Origin of the sequence: Plantactinospora sp. CA-294935 (assembly GCF_050936445.1) — a bacterium.
GTDB lineage: Bacteria > Actinomycetota > Actinomycetes > Mycobacteriales > Micromonosporaceae > Plantactinospora.
In genome coordinates this window covers 8,179,373-8,196,876 of sequence record NZ_JBNJMU010000001.1, presented here as the reverse complement: position 1 = coordinate 8,196,876, position 17,504 = coordinate 8,179,373, and the positions used below count along the sequence as shown (strand labels likewise).

At 72.7% G+C, this 17,504-nt stretch carries 10 protein-coding genes; 2 read left to right on the top strand and 8 right to left on the bottom strand.

The features are described from left to right. Positions 1-144: 144 nt before the first annotated feature. Genes ACQEVC_RS36070 through ACQEVC_RS36045 form a run of 6 tightly spaced genes read right to left on the bottom strand, consistent with a single transcriptional unit; the run spans position 145 to position 11,042 of the window. On the bottom strand, positions 145-696 hold the full coding sequence (locus ACQEVC_RS36070; RefSeq protein WP_432887074.1) for a hypothetical protein: 552 nt from the start codon (positions 694-696) through the stop codon (positions 145-147). A gap of 10 nt (positions 697-706) precedes the next feature. Next, entirely contained in the window at positions 707-1,351 is a 645-nt protein-coding gene (locus ACQEVC_RS36065; RefSeq protein ID WP_432887071.1) for a hypothetical protein, read from the bottom strand. Between the two features lies 1 nt (position 1,352). Then, positions 1,353-1,901: a hypothetical protein gene (locus ACQEVC_RS36060; protein ID WP_432887068.1), complete on the bottom strand. Its 549-nt coding sequence runs from the start codon at positions 1,899-1,901 to the stop codon at positions 1,353-1,355. Next, the gene (locus ACQEVC_RS36055) at positions 1,898-10,303 is read right to left on the bottom strand and encodes a hypothetical protein (RefSeq protein WP_432887065.1); all 8,406 of its coding nucleotides are present in this window, start codon (positions 10,301-10,303) and stop codon (positions 1,898-1,900) included. Before ACQEVC_RS36055 ends, ACQEVC_RS36060 begins: the two co-directional genes overlap by 4 nt. 17 nt (positions 10,304-10,320) lie before the next feature. Then, the gene (locus tag ACQEVC_RS36050) at positions 10,321-10,662 is read right to left on the bottom strand and encodes a hypothetical protein (RefSeq protein ID WP_432887062.1); all 342 of its coding nucleotides are present in this window, start codon (positions 10,660-10,662) and stop codon (positions 10,321-10,323) included. Beyond that, positions 10,650-11,042, bottom strand: a complete 393-nt coding sequence (locus tag ACQEVC_RS36045) for a YbaB/EbfC family nucleoid-associated protein (RefSeq protein WP_432887059.1) — start codon at positions 11,040-11,042, stop codon at positions 10,650-10,652. Before ACQEVC_RS36045 ends, ACQEVC_RS36050 begins: the two co-directional genes overlap by 13 nt. Before the next feature lie 126 nt (positions 11,043-11,168). Between ACQEVC_RS36045 and mycP the strand changes: the two genes are divergently transcribed. Further along, entirely contained in the window at positions 11,169-12,461 is a 1,293-nt protein-coding gene (mycP, locus tag ACQEVC_RS36040; protein WP_432887056.1) for a type VII secretion-associated serine protease mycosin, read from the top strand. A gap of 158 nt (positions 12,462-12,619) precedes the next feature. Here mycP and ACQEVC_RS36035 read toward each other — a convergent pair whose 3' ends face one another. Both ACQEVC_RS36035 and ACQEVC_RS36030 read right to left on the bottom strand, forming a co-directional pair. Next, a complete protein-coding gene (locus ACQEVC_RS36035) occupies positions 12,620-12,916 on the bottom strand; it encodes a hypothetical protein (RefSeq protein WP_432887054.1) in 297 nt (98 codons plus the stop codon). A 29-nt stretch (positions 12,917-12,945) separates the two neighbouring features. Continuing rightward, a complete protein-coding gene (locus ACQEVC_RS36030; RefSeq protein WP_432887052.1) occupies positions 12,946-13,299 on the bottom strand; it encodes a WXG100 family type VII secretion target in 354 nt (117 codons plus the stop codon). 193 nt (positions 13,300-13,492) lie between these two features. On the opposite strand from ACQEVC_RS36030, the gene eccCa reads away from it, so the two are divergent. Then, the gene (gene eccCa / locus ACQEVC_RS36025; RefSeq protein ID WP_432887051.1) at positions 13,493-17,494 is read left to right on the top strand and encodes a type VII secretion protein EccCa; all 4,002 of its coding nucleotides are present in this window, start codon (positions 13,493-13,495) and stop codon (positions 17,492-17,494) included. Positions 17,495-17,504 lie beyond the last annotated feature (10 nt).

Sequence of the window (17,504 nt, the reverse complement as noted above, 5' to 3'; positions counted from 1 at the left end):
CACCAGGGGAGAGCGCACCGGGTCCTCACTCTGTCCGTCGTGGCCGGACGGCGCGTTCGCGCCACCGGGTACACGATCGGACCGGGCACATGAGGTTTCCATGACGTGCGGCCCGCTGTCCGACGGACCGTGTCAGGCCGGGGTTCAGCCGAACCGTGCCGCGATGTCGCGGTAGGTGTCGCGGACGGCTTCGAGGCGGATCCGGCGGAACCGGCCCGGTTCGGCCGAATAGACCTCATGGCCCCGGCCGCTCCACAACGCCTCCGCCGGTACCGCGTCGGCACCCGCCGGCACGAACTTCAGCACCTCGGAGAGCGCCGACGCCGCGGTGAGCAGGTCGATGCGGGCGCTCCGGCGTCCCGGGGCGGCCGTTCCGGCGGGGTCGACCGGCGTGCCGCTCGCGAGCACGTCCGCCAGCCACAGCCACTCGCCCGCGTCCAGCAGCTCGGACGGCCGATCGTCGCCGAACCGCGGGTCCTCGTCGTCAGTCAGCAGGACTTCCGCGGGGAGCCGGAACATGAACTCGCGGGCCGCGCCACACGACAGGCAGGTGCCGCTGTACCGGCTGGCCAGCTCACCCTCGGCCGCCACGACCGAGCTGGCCGGGTCGAAACTGCTCTCCCCACAGGATTCACACGGGTGCAGCTCCATGTAGAGGTGCGCCTCCGCGCTCGTCCGCGCCAGCCGCAACGCCATGCCGCCCATGCTATGCACCCGGCTCTCGGCGCGCCTCGTCGAGGAAGCCCGCGTCGGAGCAGATCAGCAGGTGCAACCCGCGGAGCAGGTGGGGCAGCAGTTCGTCGGGACCGGTCACGGTGGGATCGTCGTCGGTGGGCGGATGCGCGTACGCCGGGGCGAGGGCTTCGCACGCGTCCCACAGTGTGGGGGTGACCGGTGCCCAGCGCCAGATGTCGTGGACCAGGTTGTCGACGAGAATCCATGGTCCGTCGGCTCCACCGATTCCGTAGCGGCCGTGCCAGCCGAGTCGCATGCCGTGCCCGTGCAGCATGCTGTGCCACCGGTAGGACCGTGCCACGGCGGCGGCCTCGGCCGAGTCGGGGTCGACGACGAGCAGCAGCCGGCGCTCGGTGAGGTGGGCGACGGCCCGGTCGAAGCGGGCCCGGGTCAGCCACGGTGCCGAGGCGGCGATGTGGGCCGGGGTCCAGGGCCGTGGTCCGCCGGCGACGCCGTGGGCGAGCAGCCAGAGGGTGTACGGGTCGCCGCCCGGCAGCGGATGGATCTGCCCGGCGAGGCGTACCCGGTGCGGGCTGGCGACGGGTCCCGAGGTGTCGACGGCCGGCCCGAGGTAGTGGCCGACGGGGAACATCAGGGGCAGTTTGCTGGCGGACATGTCACTCCGGTCCCGGGTCGGCGGGCACGGCGAGGTCGAGGCAGGCCGCCCCGGCGGAGACGAGCGTGTCGAGCCGGTCCAGCAGGGCGAGCAGGACCGCGTACGGGTCGGTCAGGATCGGTTCGGTGCTGCCGGCGTACCGCTGGCAGGCGGCCCACAGTGACGGTTGACCGCCCGCTTCGGCCCACAGTTCGTAGCCGAGCCGGTCCACGGTGACGATCGGCCGCCCGAACGTGCCGATTCGGCGGCGGTCCGGATCGTCCGGATCGGGTCCGAGCCCCGAGAGCAGCGGCAGTAGCCGGTGGGCCCGGGCGAACCCGGTGGCGTCGGCCCAGGAGACCGGCACCAGCAGGCCGCGGTCGACCAGGGTGTCGAGGATGGACGGTTGGTGGCTCGGGTCGCCGGGTGCCGCCCAGGCCCTGGCCTCCGGCTCGGTGAGCCGCTCGATGTCGGGTCCGCGCCGGACCTCGTGACCCCACTGGTCCTGCTCGGCCGGAAAGAGGCCAAGGTAGTGGCCGATCGCGACCAGTCCGGCGACGGAGGTGCTCACGGTGTCGGCCACCGCTCGGCCGGGTCGCGCAGGACCAGGGCCGCGGCGCCACCGAACCGGTCGGCGAGCCAGGTGTCGACGGCGCCGCGCAGCACGATCGCCAGGCGCTGCGGGTCGGCGATCACGGAGCTGTCGACGTAGAGCTGATGCGCCCCGCTCGGCCGGGGTTCGAGTACGGCCAGGCCGCCGTCGGCTCCGTTGTCGCGGGATCCCACCCGCAGCTCGAAGCGGCCGTGATCGGTGCTGACCCGTACCGTGTTTTCCGCGACGAGACGCAGTTGGCGGACCCCGCCCGGCGTGTTCGGGTCTGAACTGAACCACCCCTCGCGGGTCATCACGTCGATCGCCCGGGTCACGCCGTACCCCACCTTGTCGCCCCCGCGTTCTTCGGCCACGAACTCCATGACCTCCTTCGGCTTCGTGCCGCTCGGCCAGCGGTCGGACTCCTCGCGCAGCGTGCCCAGCTCCGTCTTCCCGTTCAGGTCCAGGCCGAACCGGAGCCTGGCGTCCTCGGTTACGGCGTCCCACCGCGCGGTCGAACCGGCCTGCTCCACCAGCAGGCCCAGGCGCTCCATCTCCAGCCGTAGGTATCCCCGCAGCATCACCGGGTCCAGGCCGACGGGGATCCGCTGCCCCTGCTGCTCTGCCGCCGCGATCCGGTGCAGGTACCCGGCGTGTTCGACCAGGCGGTTGACCGCCACGGCATCATGCCGATCCAGCAGCACCGGACCGGGGGGATTGTCACCGGGCCGCAACGCCGTACCGGCGGCGAAGAGTCGCCAACCGCCGACCCCTGCCCGGGCCGCGCCCTTGGTGAACCTGCTCGGCAGCGACGCCGGCTCCTCCGCCGGTCTCGGCATCGGTGTGATCTGCTTGGCCGCCTCGGCGGCATTCCTGGCCATCCTGGTCAGGTCCTGCGCGATGTGCAGCGGTGTGAACGGAAGCCGGTCGGCCTCGGCACGAAGCTGTGTGTCGGCATCGATCCGTTTGATGATCGGGCTGACCACCCGCATGACTCCCTCGCCGGCGGCGTACGCAGCGGTGTAGCCGGCCTGCCCGACCAGCCAGATCATCTCGTCGCCGATCGGGATTCCCACCCCGAGCAACGGAGCGGCGGCGGCCACCCCGCCGGCCAGGCCCGCGACGTGCTTGACCGACTGCGACCGGAACGACTGCTCCTGCGGGATCCCGGTGATCCCGTCCCTGCCCTCGATCACCGTGGCCGACCGGTCCTGCTGGACCTGCTTGAAGATCGCGAGGCGCCCGGCCGGAACACCTGGATGGTTCTCCGGATGCCGGTCGCGGACGAGCAACTCGTCGATCATCTGCTTTGACTCCCTGAGCTGGTACAAGGCTCGGGCGGCGGCGGCCGCCGCCCTGTCGTCGGCCTCCCATGCCGACAGCGGCGTCCAGCCCGCCCCGTAGCCGAGGCCGCGTCCCGCCTGCATCAGCATGTTCGCGGTGAGCAGCTCCGGGGTGGTGGCGAAACCGAGGTACAGCGATGCCACCTGCATCAGCGCCTGCTGCGACCCGACCCGGAGCGGATTGACCGGAAGGGCCGCCCTCGCCTTCGGCAGGTGGACCAGCTCGTAGGTCAGGCCCGGCGGTGGATCGAATTTCCACGAGTCGGAGACCCGCCCGCCCGTGTGGTTCCACAGGGTCCTGGCGGGCTGGACGATCACGCTGCGGCGCCGCCTCAGTGCCTCGATCTTGTCCTTGACCTCGGCCTCGGATTCCTTGATCGCCTCTTCGAGGTGGCTGCGGGTTGCCTTCAGTTCGCGCTCCAGATCCGCGTCGAGCGTCGGATCGTCGTCGTACAACGTCCGGACCCGGTGGTAGACGTTCTCCGCCCAGACGTTGCGGACCGTGTCCGGCTCCTGCTTCTCCAGGGCGGCGCGCTTCCTGGTCGCGTCGAACTCGTGCGGATCGGCGGCCTTGTCCGCGACCGCTTGCAGGAGCGACGCGCCGAGCGTGATCGCACCGCCGGCAGCGGTTTTCTGCACGTCGCCGCCGGTGGACTGCACGGCCGCCGTCGCGCCGCTGCCGGCGAGCGCCGCCGGCGTGCGCTTCTGAAGGTTCTTCGCGATCGGGTCGCCCTGCTCGCGCTTGGGTGGTTTGCGCGCCTCGCCGACCAGGGACCTGTCGGGGTCGGTGACGAGCCGTGCGGTCGGCAACGCGCTGCCGAGTCTCGCGTCGGCGTCGGCCTGGGCGACGCTGTTGGCGAAGCCCGACGCCACGCTCGTCGCGATGCCGACCGGGTCGCGGCCGAACTCCAAGCCCACCATCAGGGTGTTGCCGCCGCTGCCGACCGACGAGACGAGCCGACGGAACATGGGCGGCCAGTACGGCTTGCGCCCCACCCGGGCCACCAACGACTGGTCGATCCTGGCCCGCCGACGCCCGGCCGACTCGCGCAGGTTGTGCTTGATGGTGCCACCGAGCAGGTCGGGCATTGTCGCGTCGACGTACCGCTCGATCATGATCCGTTCAGCCGGAGTCGCGACGCGGTAGAGCGACGTGAGTACCGTGACCCGGGCGTCGCGCGCCGCCTTGCCGGCAGCCCCCCGCGCCGCCTTGTCGACCGCCTGGCCGGAGCCGGCCCGCGGCCCGAGAGTGGCGAACTCCGCCAGTGCACCGGCGGTCTCGACGAGGATCGCCGCCTCGCTGGCGTCCGGCCGCACCAGCAGCCGGTACCCGTGCGGAGCCCCCGGATCGGGCACGAGCCGTACGGCGAAGTCGCGGCGGTCGGACCCGGTCGGCTTGACCGGTACCTGGTAGGAGGAGTCACCGATCCTGACGAACGCCACCGGGTCGGACAGATCGCGGATCCGGGCACCACGCACGCCGGGCGTGAAGTCCGCCGCGGCCCGGTCGAGGGCCAGATCCAGGACCTTCAACCCCAAGCTGTCGTTCGGCCTCGCCCGGGTGTCGAACATCTTCAGCGCGATGGCCGGCCCAGCCCTCCCGGCCAGCCAGTTCCGCAGTCCCTTGACGTGCCGCCGGGACCCGGGCTGGTCGCTGAGCAGCTCCGCCTCGGCGAGAAGCTTCAGCACCCGCTCGCCGTCGCCCGTCCGGTGGGCCTGTTCGACGGCCGCCAGCAGCCCCCGGTCGTCGCCGTGCTGGACCGTCTCGACCGCCCGCAGCACCGCCTCGGCGACGATCGCCTTCAGCGCGTCCACGTCCGCACCGACCGTTTCCGCGATCACGACCCGGACCTGACGTGCCGTACCGGGACCGGGGTCGGCAACCGGCTCCACGCGGTATGCCTGCCCCGTGGGTAGCGGACCGATCCGCAGTACCACGGCGAGCGGGCCGTCGTCGGCTCGCCGCTCCTGCCGAGGGCTGTCGACCCAGACGACATGACCCTCGCCGTTCCAGGGCGGGCCGACCGGCAAGGTCGACTCCAGCAGGAAGAGTCGATGCCCGTCGACCGCCGCCAGGCCGTCCTCGATCGCGGTCTTCGCGGAGAAGTACGCACCGCGCAGCCGGGTCGACTCCGCCGACGTGTTCACCCGGGCCTGGGGCGACGCGTTCACCCGCGACATCCACGGTACGAAGGTGGGCGGCTCCAGCTCGGTCCGCAGTCGTTCGATCGCGCCCTGCGCCAACTCCGGGATGTTCGCCTGCCGGTCGAAGACAACCTCGGCAGGGCCGGTGAGCACCAGCCCGTCGGAGCCGCGTACCGGCACTCCGTCCGGACCGGGTCGCGGGCTCGGCGGGTTGACGGTGAACCCGGTCCCGCTCCCGACCTGACGTCGGGAGAACCGCACCGGCACGGGGGTACCGTCGCGTAGTTCGATGGTCGCGACCTCGCCGGTACGCGCCAACTGGGCCACCCGCCGCCCGGGCGAGCGCCACTCGGCATCGTGGCTCGACAGTCGCCGGACCGTCGCGAACTCGTCGACGCTGAGGTTCAACAGGCCCAGCCGATGTCTGGCGTGCCGGGCGTCCGGGGCGTTCGGGTCCGGATGCCCGATGCCGAGGTGGTCGAGCAGCAGGCCCAACTCGACCTCGATGTCTTTCACCGCTCTCGCGGAGACTGCCGACCCCGACGCCGCCAATGCCTTCGCCGTCGTCAGTTCCGCGACAAGGAGCTTCACCTCGGCCCGGTGGCCCTCGTCGTGCGGACTGAGCCTCTTGCGCGACGGATCGGCCCCGCGTCGCAGCGCGTCGGGATGCGCTGGTCCGTCGGTCAGCGATCGCAGTTTCGCCTTTGCCCGGGTCACGAAGCTCTCGTTGCGCAGGGCGGCGTCCTCGTCCAACTCGTGGCCGACGACGCGGGCGGCCCACCGCGCGCCCGCCGAACCGGTGGGCGCGCCGGCCGAGACCACGACATCGACGTGGGTTTCGCCACCGATCACGACGTCGGATCGGTGCGATCGTTTGCCCTCGGGCGGAGTGCCGACGCGGAACCGCAGCGGCGGCCTGCCCGGCAACCGCAGGACCGCGGTGAGATTCCTGCGGTCGACCGTCAGCGGACCGTGTTCCCGCAACGCCTGCGTCAGCATCTTGAACACCGGTCGGGGAGCCGACGGACCATCGTGCGCGGGTGCCCCCGGCACCTCGGTCGCGGTATGGGAATTGTCCGCCTGCGGGCCGGGGTGCGGACCTCGCCCACCCGAGCCCCGGGCTAGGACTGGATCCCGCCCCCCGGCGGCCAGGTCTTCTCCGCGGCCTCCCGGGCCAGGATTCGTCGTACCACCGCTCTGAAGGCGTGGTCCTCCCGCTGGTCCGTTACCCGGAACGTCCGGTCCAGCTTGTTGATGGTCAACCTCCGGTCCAGTTCCGGATAGCCGAAGAGGTAGTGGACCTCCTGGTCGGTCTCCTCCGCCTTGCGGAAGCGTTGCAGTATCGCCATCCCGGTATCCCCAGCCGTCAAGATCTTCCCCGGTACGCTCGGGGATGTTCCGTTCCCAGGCGAACCGCTCGTTCGCGTGCGCGTGTGCCTCAGCGTATGTAGCCTCCGGGTGTTCGGCCGCGTAACGCAACTCGCGCAGCTCGTGTTCGAGCAGCAGTACGTCCTGCGGCAACGGCTCACCACGCCGGAGCCGGAGCCACGCCTCGGCGATGTCGGCGTCCGGATCGAAGCGGCCCATCTGGTGACCGACCACATCACCGTTGTCGTCGTACACGTTCAACAGGTGCTCGTTGACGAACAGGTGCTCTTTGACCTGTTGGATCTCGGGCGCGCTGAAGCCGGCCGAGCCGTCGGCACGCGGTACCTGTGCCAGATTCTCCGCGATCTGCGCGACATCGGTCGGATCGGACCGGAACCGGTCGTACGCATGCGCGGCCCAGCGATGCTGTTCGGTCATGTCGAACACGTCACGCGGGCGGATCGAGCCGCCGCTCTGCATGACGTCCGTCGGCTGGCCGCCGCCGTGACCGACCACGGCGTACCCGTCCCACTCGACCGCCTGTTGTTCGGCCCGCAGCGCCCGCGCCGACTCGGGGACCCGCGGGTCGTCCCAGGGGATCGGCCGGTCACCGAGGAGCATCACTTCGCTGCGGACCGGCGACCTGACCCCGAGGAAATCCTCGACCGGTACCGTGTCGGGTGCGGCGCCCGCGACTGCCGCCTCCCGGCCCGTCTGCGGGTCGTATCCGAGCACGACACGCCCGCCGTCCCGCGACCGCGACAACAGCGCGTACCCGCGCTGTTGTCCATTGGAGTCGGTGACCACCAGGTACGCCGCCCGATCGGGTCCCGAACGACCCAGGGTGTCCAGTACCGTCCCGATGTCGGTGGTGAACACCTGGCGCGCCTGGTCGGACGAGAGGTTCCCGAGTCCCTCGTGCAGCAGGTCGAACCGGGCCCCGGGCAGGCGCTGGGCAAGCACGGTGCCTACGTCGCCACCGCCGAACGCCCGCGCGGCGAGGGCACCGACCAGTACTCCGCGCGGATCCTGCCCGTCGAGGACGCCGACCCGCACGAGGTCGCTGTCCGGGTCCCGGCGCAGCCCGTGCCGCTCCAGTTCGGCGTCGAGCAGGGCGTCCAGCCGCTCGTACTCGTCGTCCAGGAACATGAATTCGTCGGGCCGGATGTGCCCATCGTCGCCGGACCGGACATCCCACACCGGGTCCGGACCGTACGGGGCGGCACCCGGCCCGTCCGTGGGAGTCGCCGCGCGGTCGGCCGGATCGGGAACCGCCGGGTCGGGGTCGGGCGGGCCGGTCGGGTCCGCCGGGTCGGGGTCGGGCGGGCCGGCGGGCCTGGCGTCGGCGACCGCCGGGGTGGTCGTGTCCTGGCCGGCGGCGCGACCGACCGGGGTGGGTGGACCGGCGAGCCGGGTGTGCGTGGGCGTCGTCGGCGGCGCCGAGGAGTCGACGGAGGTTACCGGGCGGACGGCCGGTGCCGCCGCCGCGAGCGCACCGGCCGCTGCCGAATCCGGGACGACGGGGGTACCGGGCAGGGCAGGCCGCGCCGGGTCGGGGCTGGCCGTCTCCGCGGCAGGCTCGGCCTGCCGCTCGCCGCCGTCGGGTGTCGGGCCGGGCGGGCTGGCCGCGGCGCCGTTCCGTCCTCGGCCGGTGCCGGACTCGGTGCCCGGACCGCCGGGGTTCGTCGCCGGGCCGGTCGGTACGACGGTCGGCGCAGGGTTCGGTGGCGCGGCGGGTCCGGTCGGTGCGGCCGTGGCCGCGCCGGTCCCGGCCGGAGCGGTCGGTGCGACCGGAGCCTGTCCCGTCGGGGGCCCGCTCGTGGTCACACCGACCGGACCGGTCGGATGCGGTGCGGAGTAGGCGGTCGGGTGCAGGGTGGTGTGCGTGGCCGGTGCGGTGATCGGCGCGGGCGGGCCGCCTGCCGCTGGCCCGCCTGCCGACGGGCCGCCTGCCGCTGGTCCGACTGCCGACGGGCCGCCTTCCGACGGCCCGGCCGCTGACGGGGTGGCGTCCGGTGCGCCGCCTCCCGGTGGGCTGCCTCCCGGTGGGCTGCCGGCCGACGGGCCGGCCTCCGCCGCGCCGTCCACCGGTGCGTCGGTGGTCCCCGAGGCGTCGCCGGGCGCGACCGTCTCAGGCTGGTGCACGGCCACCGGGCCGGAGGGTTGGGACGGGCTCACCGCCGGACCGGCGGCGGTCTCGGACCGCGTGGGATCCGAGGCGTCGGATCCGGTCGTCCCGGCGTCGCTCGGCATCGACCCCGGCGTGCCGGCGCCCTGGGGAGCCGCCGGAGGAGCGGTGCTGGTCGAGGGCGGCGCGCTCTGTCCCTGCTCGTTGGTGCCCGGTCCAACCGAGCCTGTATCGTCCACCGGCGGGGTCACGGCCCGGTCCACCGGCGGTCCCACCGCCGCGTCAGGCGGTCCTACCGCCGTTTCGGGCGGCCCCACCGCCTGGTCGGGCGATGAGGGAGCCGCGGCCTGGTCCGGCAGCGGCGCCGCAGGCTGGTTGGACGGTGGGAGCCCGTCGGCCGGCAGCGTCGATCCGGTCCCACCGACGGGCACCGTCGTGGGCGCCGAGCCGAGCTGGTTCAGCTGCATGCCGAGATGCAGGGTGTTGGCGGCGCCCGCACCCATGAGTCCGGCGCTCAACCCGCCGTCCCGCACGGCGGTGAGGTAGCCGTCGACGTCTGTCAGGGCCGCCCAGTCGCCGTTCACGGCATTGTCGGCGGCGTAGCTGGCCGTCGGGGAGGTGAGGCCGTTGTTGACGATCGCTTCTGCGGCGATCGCCGGATGGCTGGCGATCGGGGCGGGGACGCCGATCCGCTCGAGGCCCCGCTCCACGGCCTCCGTGATCGCACCGGTGGCCACCTTCCGGAGGGCGTCCCCGGCCACCTCCCCGCCGGCCCCGGCAATGCTGGCGACGAGGACGTCCTTGGCATCGAACTGATCACGGTTGCCGGTGGCCATACTGATCAGCTGTGTGGTGCCCGTGTTGCCCGCCTCGGAAGCGGCCCCGAGAACGGCCTGGGTGGCGATCTGCCTCGCCGCCTGTAGCGGGCCGCTGGCCGCCACCTGTCCGGCCCTTTCCGCGACCAGCGTCGCCAGGCGTCCGGCGACCCGCGCCGCCACCGCGGCGCTACCGCCTGGAATAGGGCTCAGGGCGACGAACAGCGCGGCGTTGGCGCCGATCTCGATCCAGATGCTGATCTTCGTCTCGATGATCGTCCGGCCGTACTCGCGGGCGCCCTTGGCCAGTTCGCGCAGGATCAGCACGAGCGGTAGGTGCTCGGCGTCGAGGACACGCAGCGTCTCCGCGAACTTGAATCCCGCCATGTCCGTCCAGAGCGTGAACAGCTGACGGGCGATCGCCTGAGTGTCGTCGTCGGCTCGCTCGATCACTCCGGCGGCAGCCTCCAGCACATCCCCCAGCGCGTACGCCCGGGTCTCGCTGTCCTGAGGCCACGGGTTGGCCAGCGCCTTGACCTCTTGCCACAACCCGCTCGGGTCGGGCGGCTCGGGGATGTCCATGCGGTACCCGCCGACCCCTACGACTGGCCCGCTCGGGGCACGTCCCTGACGACCTGCTCGGTCTCCGTCCGGGTGAGTTCGTAACGCTCCACGGAGAGACGGCCCGTCTCCGCCCGTCGCTCGAGCTTGCCGATCAGCAGGTCGACATCGACCCCGAGTTGCTCCGCCACCGGGTCGAACGACTCGCGGAAGCTCCGGCCCAGCCGGTCGTTACCGAGTTGGCCGGCATGAGATTCGATCTCGGCCTCGCTGCTGGTCCAGCCGGCCCGGAACGCGGCGGCCACCTGGCCGAGCGCCTCCATCACCGCCCGGGTCGACCCGATGTCCATTCCGATGCCGTCGCCGGTCATCCCCGCCACAGCCGCTGACTCCTCTCCGGCTCACCGTCGAGCAGCCGCAGAACCGGGTCGAACAGGGGGTCCACCTCGTCGTCGGTTTCGGCTCCGGTCAGCCGCGCGGCGATCCGGGCCGCGTCCCGGGCCGCCGCGTCGGCCGCGTCCCGGATGGTCCCGGCGATGCTTCCGGCCAGGGCCGTGGCGTCCGGTTCACGAAAGATTCGCGGGTCCAGTTCGAGGTCGACCAGCTCACCTCGGCCGCCGACCGTGACGGTGACCAGTCCGTCCGGCGAGTAGGCGGTGACGCGGATCTGGTCGATTCCCTCGCGCATCGCCAGCAGGTCCTCGGTCAGCCGCGAGTATTCGGCCAGCCGCGCGGACAGCTCGCCAACAGGGATGTCCAACCTGGCCTCCCGCTGTGCTCCACACCCGATCGTCAGCATGTCGCGCCCCTCGCCGCGTCGGGCGGCGCTGACCTGTTCCGGTCACGGGTGGCCAGGACCCGGTGCGTGACCGGAACATGCGTCACCATGAAGAGACCCACCGCCGTTCTGCTGGCCATCGCGGTGGCGGCGGCCGTGCCGCCGGTCTCGGTCGTGCCCGCGTCGGCCGCGCCGCCGGCCGGGGCCTGCCGTGACCCGGAGCCCGCACGGCCGGTCATCGCCGACCTGCCGTGGGCGCAGCAACTGCTCGACCTGCCGAGCGCCTGGCGGCACAGCACGGGCGCCGGCGTCGTCGTCGCGGTGGTGGACTCGGGGGTGGACGCGGACCATCCGCAACTGCGCGGTCGGGTGCTGACCGGTGCGGACTTCTTCCTCTCGGGTGACCTGCCGGGCAACTTCGACTGCGTCTCGCACGGCACCGCGGTCGGCTCCATCATCGCCGCCGGACCGGCGGGCGGGGTCGGCTTCCGCGGGGTCGCGCCGGGGGCGCGGATCCTGCCGGTCCGCATCACCGACCGCGAACTCAACGACCAGGGTGACCCGAGCCCGATCGATCCCGGCGCGGTCGCCCAGGGCATCCGGTACGCCGCCGACCGCGGCGCCAAGGTGATCAACCTGTCGCTCTCCGGCTACGGCGACTTCCCGGCGGTACGCAACGCCGTCCGTTACGCCCAGTCCAAGGACGCCCTGCTGGTCGCGGCGGCCGGCAACCGGCAGGACCGCGGGCCGGCCGCGTCGTTTCCGGCGGCCTATCCGGGGGTGCTCGGGGTCGGCGCGATCGACATCGCCGGTGCCCGCTCGTCGGGCTCACAGGTCGGCGACTACGTGGACCTGGTGGCGCCGGGAACCCGGGTGGCCGGCGCGGCCAGGGTCCGTGGACACGCGTACCACGACGGCACCAGCTTCGCCGCACCGTTCGTGGCCGGCGCCGCCGCCCTGGTGCGTTCGGCCTGGCCCGAGCTGACCGCGGCACAGGTGGCCCAGCGGCTCATGGCGACCGCCGCACCGGCCCGGGGCGGCCGGGCCAGCCGGGAGTTCGGCGCCGGCGTCGTCGACCCGTACCGGGCGGTGACGGAAGGGCTCTCCGGGCGCGAACCGCTCGCGATGCCCGAGGTGGTACTCCCGGCGCCCGATCCGGACGCGGTCCGCGTTGCCGGCTGGTGGGACCGGGCGAGCGTCAGCGCGAAGCTCGGCGCGGGTGCGGGCGCGATGGCCCTCACTCTGACCGCCGTGCTGGCCTGGGCGCTGCCGCGGGGCCGGCGCCGCCGTTGGCTGCCGGGGCGGGCGGAGCTGCTGCCGGCCGCTCTGCCCCGGGACGAACCACCGGAGCAGATCTTCCTGTTTCCGCCGCCCCCGGTCGAAGAGACGCCCCGGAGTTGACCGGTCGAAGGAGTTGACCGCTCGAAGAGACGCCCCGGAGTTGGCTACTGCCGTACCCGCTCGGGGCGGCGCCCCGGAGAGCGCATCTCCCGACGGCCGTCAGCCCGGCGGCCCCGGGGGCTGCTCTCCCCGGGGCCGCCACGCCGACTCCGCACCGGTCAGCTGTCCGGGATCAGCCTGCTGACCTCCGCCAGAGTGCCCTGGTAGAGCTGGTTCGCCCGGTCGACGGCGATGCCGAGCATGCCGAGAAACTCGTTGTTCACCCGGTCGAAGTTCAGCGCCGCCGTGGTGACCTCGTTGAATTTGGCGCCGGCCAGGTCCGGCCAGTCCTGCGTGAGCTGGCCTATCACGGACGACCAGCTGTCGTGTTCGTCGTCGAAGCCGGCGCCGGTCGTGACGATGCCCTGCCGGAGTCCGTCAAGGGCCCCGAAGTCGGCTTTGATCCAGTCCGTCATGTGCCGAATCCTCTCTGCCGGTGTCCGGACTATCGACCGGCGACCGGGCCGCCGAGGGCGCCGGCGAACGGCGCGGACCCGCCGCCGTGCTGCGTCCCCCTCATCAGCCCCGCCGCTTCCGTGTTGACGCCCTGGTACTCACCGCTGCTCTTCTGCAGGGCGACCGTCTGCTCCCGGAGTTTGCGGACGCAGTCCTCGCCGGCCAGGCGCCACTCCTGGTGCTTGTCCCTGAATGCCTGGTCCGCGCCTCCCCGCCACGTCTCCATCACCTCCGCCACGATCGCCTCCAACCTGGAGATGTACGACGCCATGGAATCGGCGACGGCGTTGGTGGCCTGCGACGCGGAATCTATCCCTGGTGTTCTACCGGCAAGCATGCTCATCGGCTGCTCCTTCTTGCTGATGCCGGGTGCTGGTGAGCCGGAAGGCCCGGGCCGCGAATGCGGCACCCGGTGTCGACGCTAGGGGGACCCGGTCGACCGGCGGCCCCGTCGGCACCTTCCTGCCATCCCGGCCCACGCGTCCTCGGCAGCGGCGACGATCGCGGCAGGCGGAAGACGTAGGGAGGTCACGGTCATGGCGACGGTGGTGGTGCGCAGGCCGTCCCGCCGGCCCGCTCCGGAGATGCCCTCCGGAGAGCTGTTGCTGGAAGCGCCCCCGGAGATCCCACCGCCACCGGCCCGGCAGTGGACGCAACTGCTGATGGTCCTGCCCATGATCGCGATGATGGGCGCGATGGTGCTCATGTTCAGCGGTGGCATGTTCGGCGGCGGCAGCGGCTCCGGAGGGTACGCCACCCTGCGCTATGTGGTGTTCGGGCTGTTCGGCGTGGCGATGCTGGCCATGGTGGCGGTCGCCTTCCTCAACAGCGGCGGGCCGAGCAAGCGCGAGATGGGCAATGCCCGCCGGCTCTACCTGCGGGGCCTGGCCCAGCACCGGATACGCGTCGGTCGCGCCGCCGACCGGCAGCGGGCCGCGCTCTGGTATCTGCACCCGGACCCCGCGACGCTGTGGTCGCTGGTCCCGAGCTACCGGCTCTGGGAACGACGCCGGGACGCCCCGGACTTCGGCGTGACCCGGATCGGCGTCGGCCGGCAGAGCCTGGCCACCCGGCTGATCCCGCCGGACACCAAGCCGATGGAGCAGCTGGAGCCGCTCTCCGCGCTCGCCCTGCGCCGGTTCATCACCACCCATTCGGCCATCCCGGACCTGCCGCTGGCGATGGCGGTCAACGGGTTCAGCCGGATCCACGTGCGCGGCGACCACGAGCGGGTCATCGGCCTGGTCCGGGCGATGCTGGGTCAGCTCGCCACCCTGCACGCCCCCGACGACCTGCGGATCGCGGTCTGCACCGGGCCGGGGTGCCGGCCCGAGTGGGAGTGGCTCAAGTGGCTGCCGCACGGGCTGCACCCGGACCGCGTCGACGCGCTCGGCCCCGTCCGGCTGGTCGCCCCGACGATCACCGCCCTCGAGGCGATGCTGGACGACCTGCTGGGCAACCGCCCGCGCTTCGACCCCGACAACGGGGGCGCCCGGGTGGCCGGCCCCCACCTCGTGGTGGTGCTCGACGGCGGCGCGACCGCGGGCTCCGACCACCTGATGACCGGCGGTGGCGTCGAAGGCGTCTCGGTGGTCGACCTGACCACCGCACCGCCCCGGGCCATGGAACGGTCCACCGTGGTGCTGGACGTCGCCGACGACGGTTCGCTGTCCAGCATGACCACCGACGGGGAGACCGAGCTGGGCCGGGCCGACGCGCTGTCGATGGCCGGCGCCGAGGCGCTGGCCCGCCAGCTCGCACCGCTGCGGCTCACCGGTGGCGGCCGTGGCGAGCAGCCGCTGAACGTCGAACTCGGCCTCGAGGACCTGCTCGACCTCGGTGACCCGTACGCGTTCGATCCCGTGGACACCTGGGTGCAGCGGCCCAGCCGGGACCGGCTGCGGGTGCGGTTGGGCATCCGGCCGGAGGGCACCCCCATCGAGCTGGACCTCAAGGAGTCGGCGCAGGAGGGCATGGGCCCGCACGGGCTGTTGATCGGCGCCACCGGGTCGGGCAAGAGCGAGCTGCTGCGTACCCTGGTGCTCGCGTTGGCGGTGACCCACCCGCCGAACATGCTCAACTTCGCGCTGATCGATTTCAAGGGCGGCGCCACCTTCGCCCGGATGGACCGGCTGCCGCACACCAGCGCGGTCATTACCAACCTCGCCGACGAGCTGCCGCTGGTCGACCGGATGGCCGACGCGATCAACGGTGAGCTGATCCGGCGGCAGGAACTGCTCCGGGCGGCGGGGAACTTCTCCTCGATGCGCGACTACGAGAAGGCCCGGGCGGCCGGCGCGCCGCTGTCCGAGGTGCCGACGCTGCTCGTGGTCTGTGACGAGTTCAGCGAGCTGTTGTCGGCCCGCCCGGATTTCATCGACATCTTCGTGCAGATCGGCCGGGTGGGCCGTTCGCTCGGCGTACACCTGCTGCTCGCCAGCCAGCGGCTGGAGGAGGGGCGGCTGCGGGGCCTGGACGCCCATCTCTCCTACCGGATCGGCCTGCGCACCTTCTCCGACATGGACAGCCGGGTGGTGCTGGGCGTACCCGACGCGTTCTCGCTGCCCCGGGCGCCGGGCCACGGATTCCTGAAGTTCGGCACCGAACCGATGACGAGGTTCCGCGCCGCGTACGTCTCCGGCGTGCACAGTCCGACCGTCGCCGCTGGCACCGGTCCGGGCGAGCCGGAACGGCTCGGGCTGATGGAGTACTCGACCAGCTACCTCGCTCCGCAGATCGAGGCGGAGCCCGAGCCCACCGGGCCGCAGGAGGATCCGGACGAGGCCGTCGGGGAGAGCCTGCTGGACATCCTGGTGGAGCGGATCGCCGGCCGGGGTACGCCGGCGCACCAGGTGTGGCTGCCGCCGCTGGCGGAGTCCCCGACCCTGGACGAGTTGCTCGGCGGGTTGGTCGCCGAGCCGGCACGGGGGCTGGTGGCGGCCCGGCCCGCCCGACCCGGCTCGTTGCGGGCGGTGGTGGGGGTCGTCGACCGGCCGTTGGAGCAGCGGCGCGACCCGCTGGTGCTGGAACTGGCCGGCGCAGCCGGACACGCTGTGGTGGTCGGTGCGCCGCGGTCCGGGAAGAGCACCGCGCTACGCACCGTCGTCGGCAGCCTCGCGCTCACCCACACGCCGCGCGAGGTGCAGTTCTACTGCCTGGACTTCGGTGGCGGCGCGCTCGGCTCGCTCCAGGGCCTGCCGCACGTCGGCGGAGTGGCCGGTCGGCAGCACCCGGCGGCGGTCCGGCGTACGGTCGCCGAGGTGGCGACGGTGCTCACCGAGCGGGAACGCCGGTTCGCCGACCGGGAGATCGACGGCATGGCCGCCTACCGTGCGCTGCTCGCGGGCGGCGGCGTCGCCGACGATCCGCACGGCGACGTCTTCCTGGTGGTGGACGGCTGGCTGACCTTTCGGAAGGAGTTCGAGGACCTCGAGGAGGTGGTCGCCGGGATCGCGACCCGCGGACTGGCCTACGGGGTACACCTGCTCGTCGCATGCTCGCGCTGGTTCGATCTGCGGACCGCGGTGCGGGACCTCTTCGGGACCCGGGTGGAGCTGCGGCTCGGCGACCCCATCGACTCCATGATCGACCGGAAGACCGCCATGCGGGTACCGGCGGACGCACCCGGCCGCGGGATCAGCGTCGGCAAGCACGAGATGCTGATGGCGCTGCCGCGCGTCGACGGCCGGCGGACCCCCGACGACCTGACCGCCGGGATGGCCGGAATGGTCGACGCGGTGCGCAGCGCCTGGACGGGCGATCCGGCGCCCGCGGTGCGGATGCTGCCCGACCGGGTGCCCTACCTCGCCCTGCCGCCCGCGGACGACCCGCAGAACCTCCAACTCGCGATCGGCATCGCCGAACAGGATCTCGAGCCGGTGCGGCTGAACTTCGACTCGGAACCGCACGTGTTGCTCTTCGGCGACGTCGAGTCCGGCAAGACCGGGTTCCTGCGCATGCTCGCCCGCCGGATCGTGCGCACGTACGAGCCGGACCGGGTGCGGCTCATCCTGGTCGACCACCGGCGGGGGCTGCTCGGCGAGGTGGACGGCGAGTACCTGCTCGGCTACGGCACCGACCTGGTCACCACGACACACCTGGTCGCGGAGGCGGCCCGGGGGATGGCCGACCGGCTGCCCGGACCCGACGTCACCCCGGAGCAGTTGCGCAGGCGGGCCTGGTGGCAGGGGCCGGAGCTGTTCGTCCTCGTCGACGACTACGACCTGGTGACCACGCCGACGAACAACCCGTTGCTGCCCCTCCTGCCGTACCTGCCGCAGAGCCGGGACATCGGTCTGCACCTGGTGCTGACCCGGCGTACCGGCGGGGCGGGCCGGGCGATGCACGACCCGTTCGTCGCCCGGGTCCGGGACGTCGGCTCGGCCGGCCTGCTGCTGTCCGGGTCGAAGGACGAGGGACCACTGCTCGGCGGGCTCAAGGCCGAGCCGCTGCCCCCGGGCCGAGGGCGGCTCGTCACCCGTCGCGGCGCGCCGCAGATCGTCCAGCTCGCTTGGCTGCCACCCGCCGATCCGGCCTGACCGCTTGCGG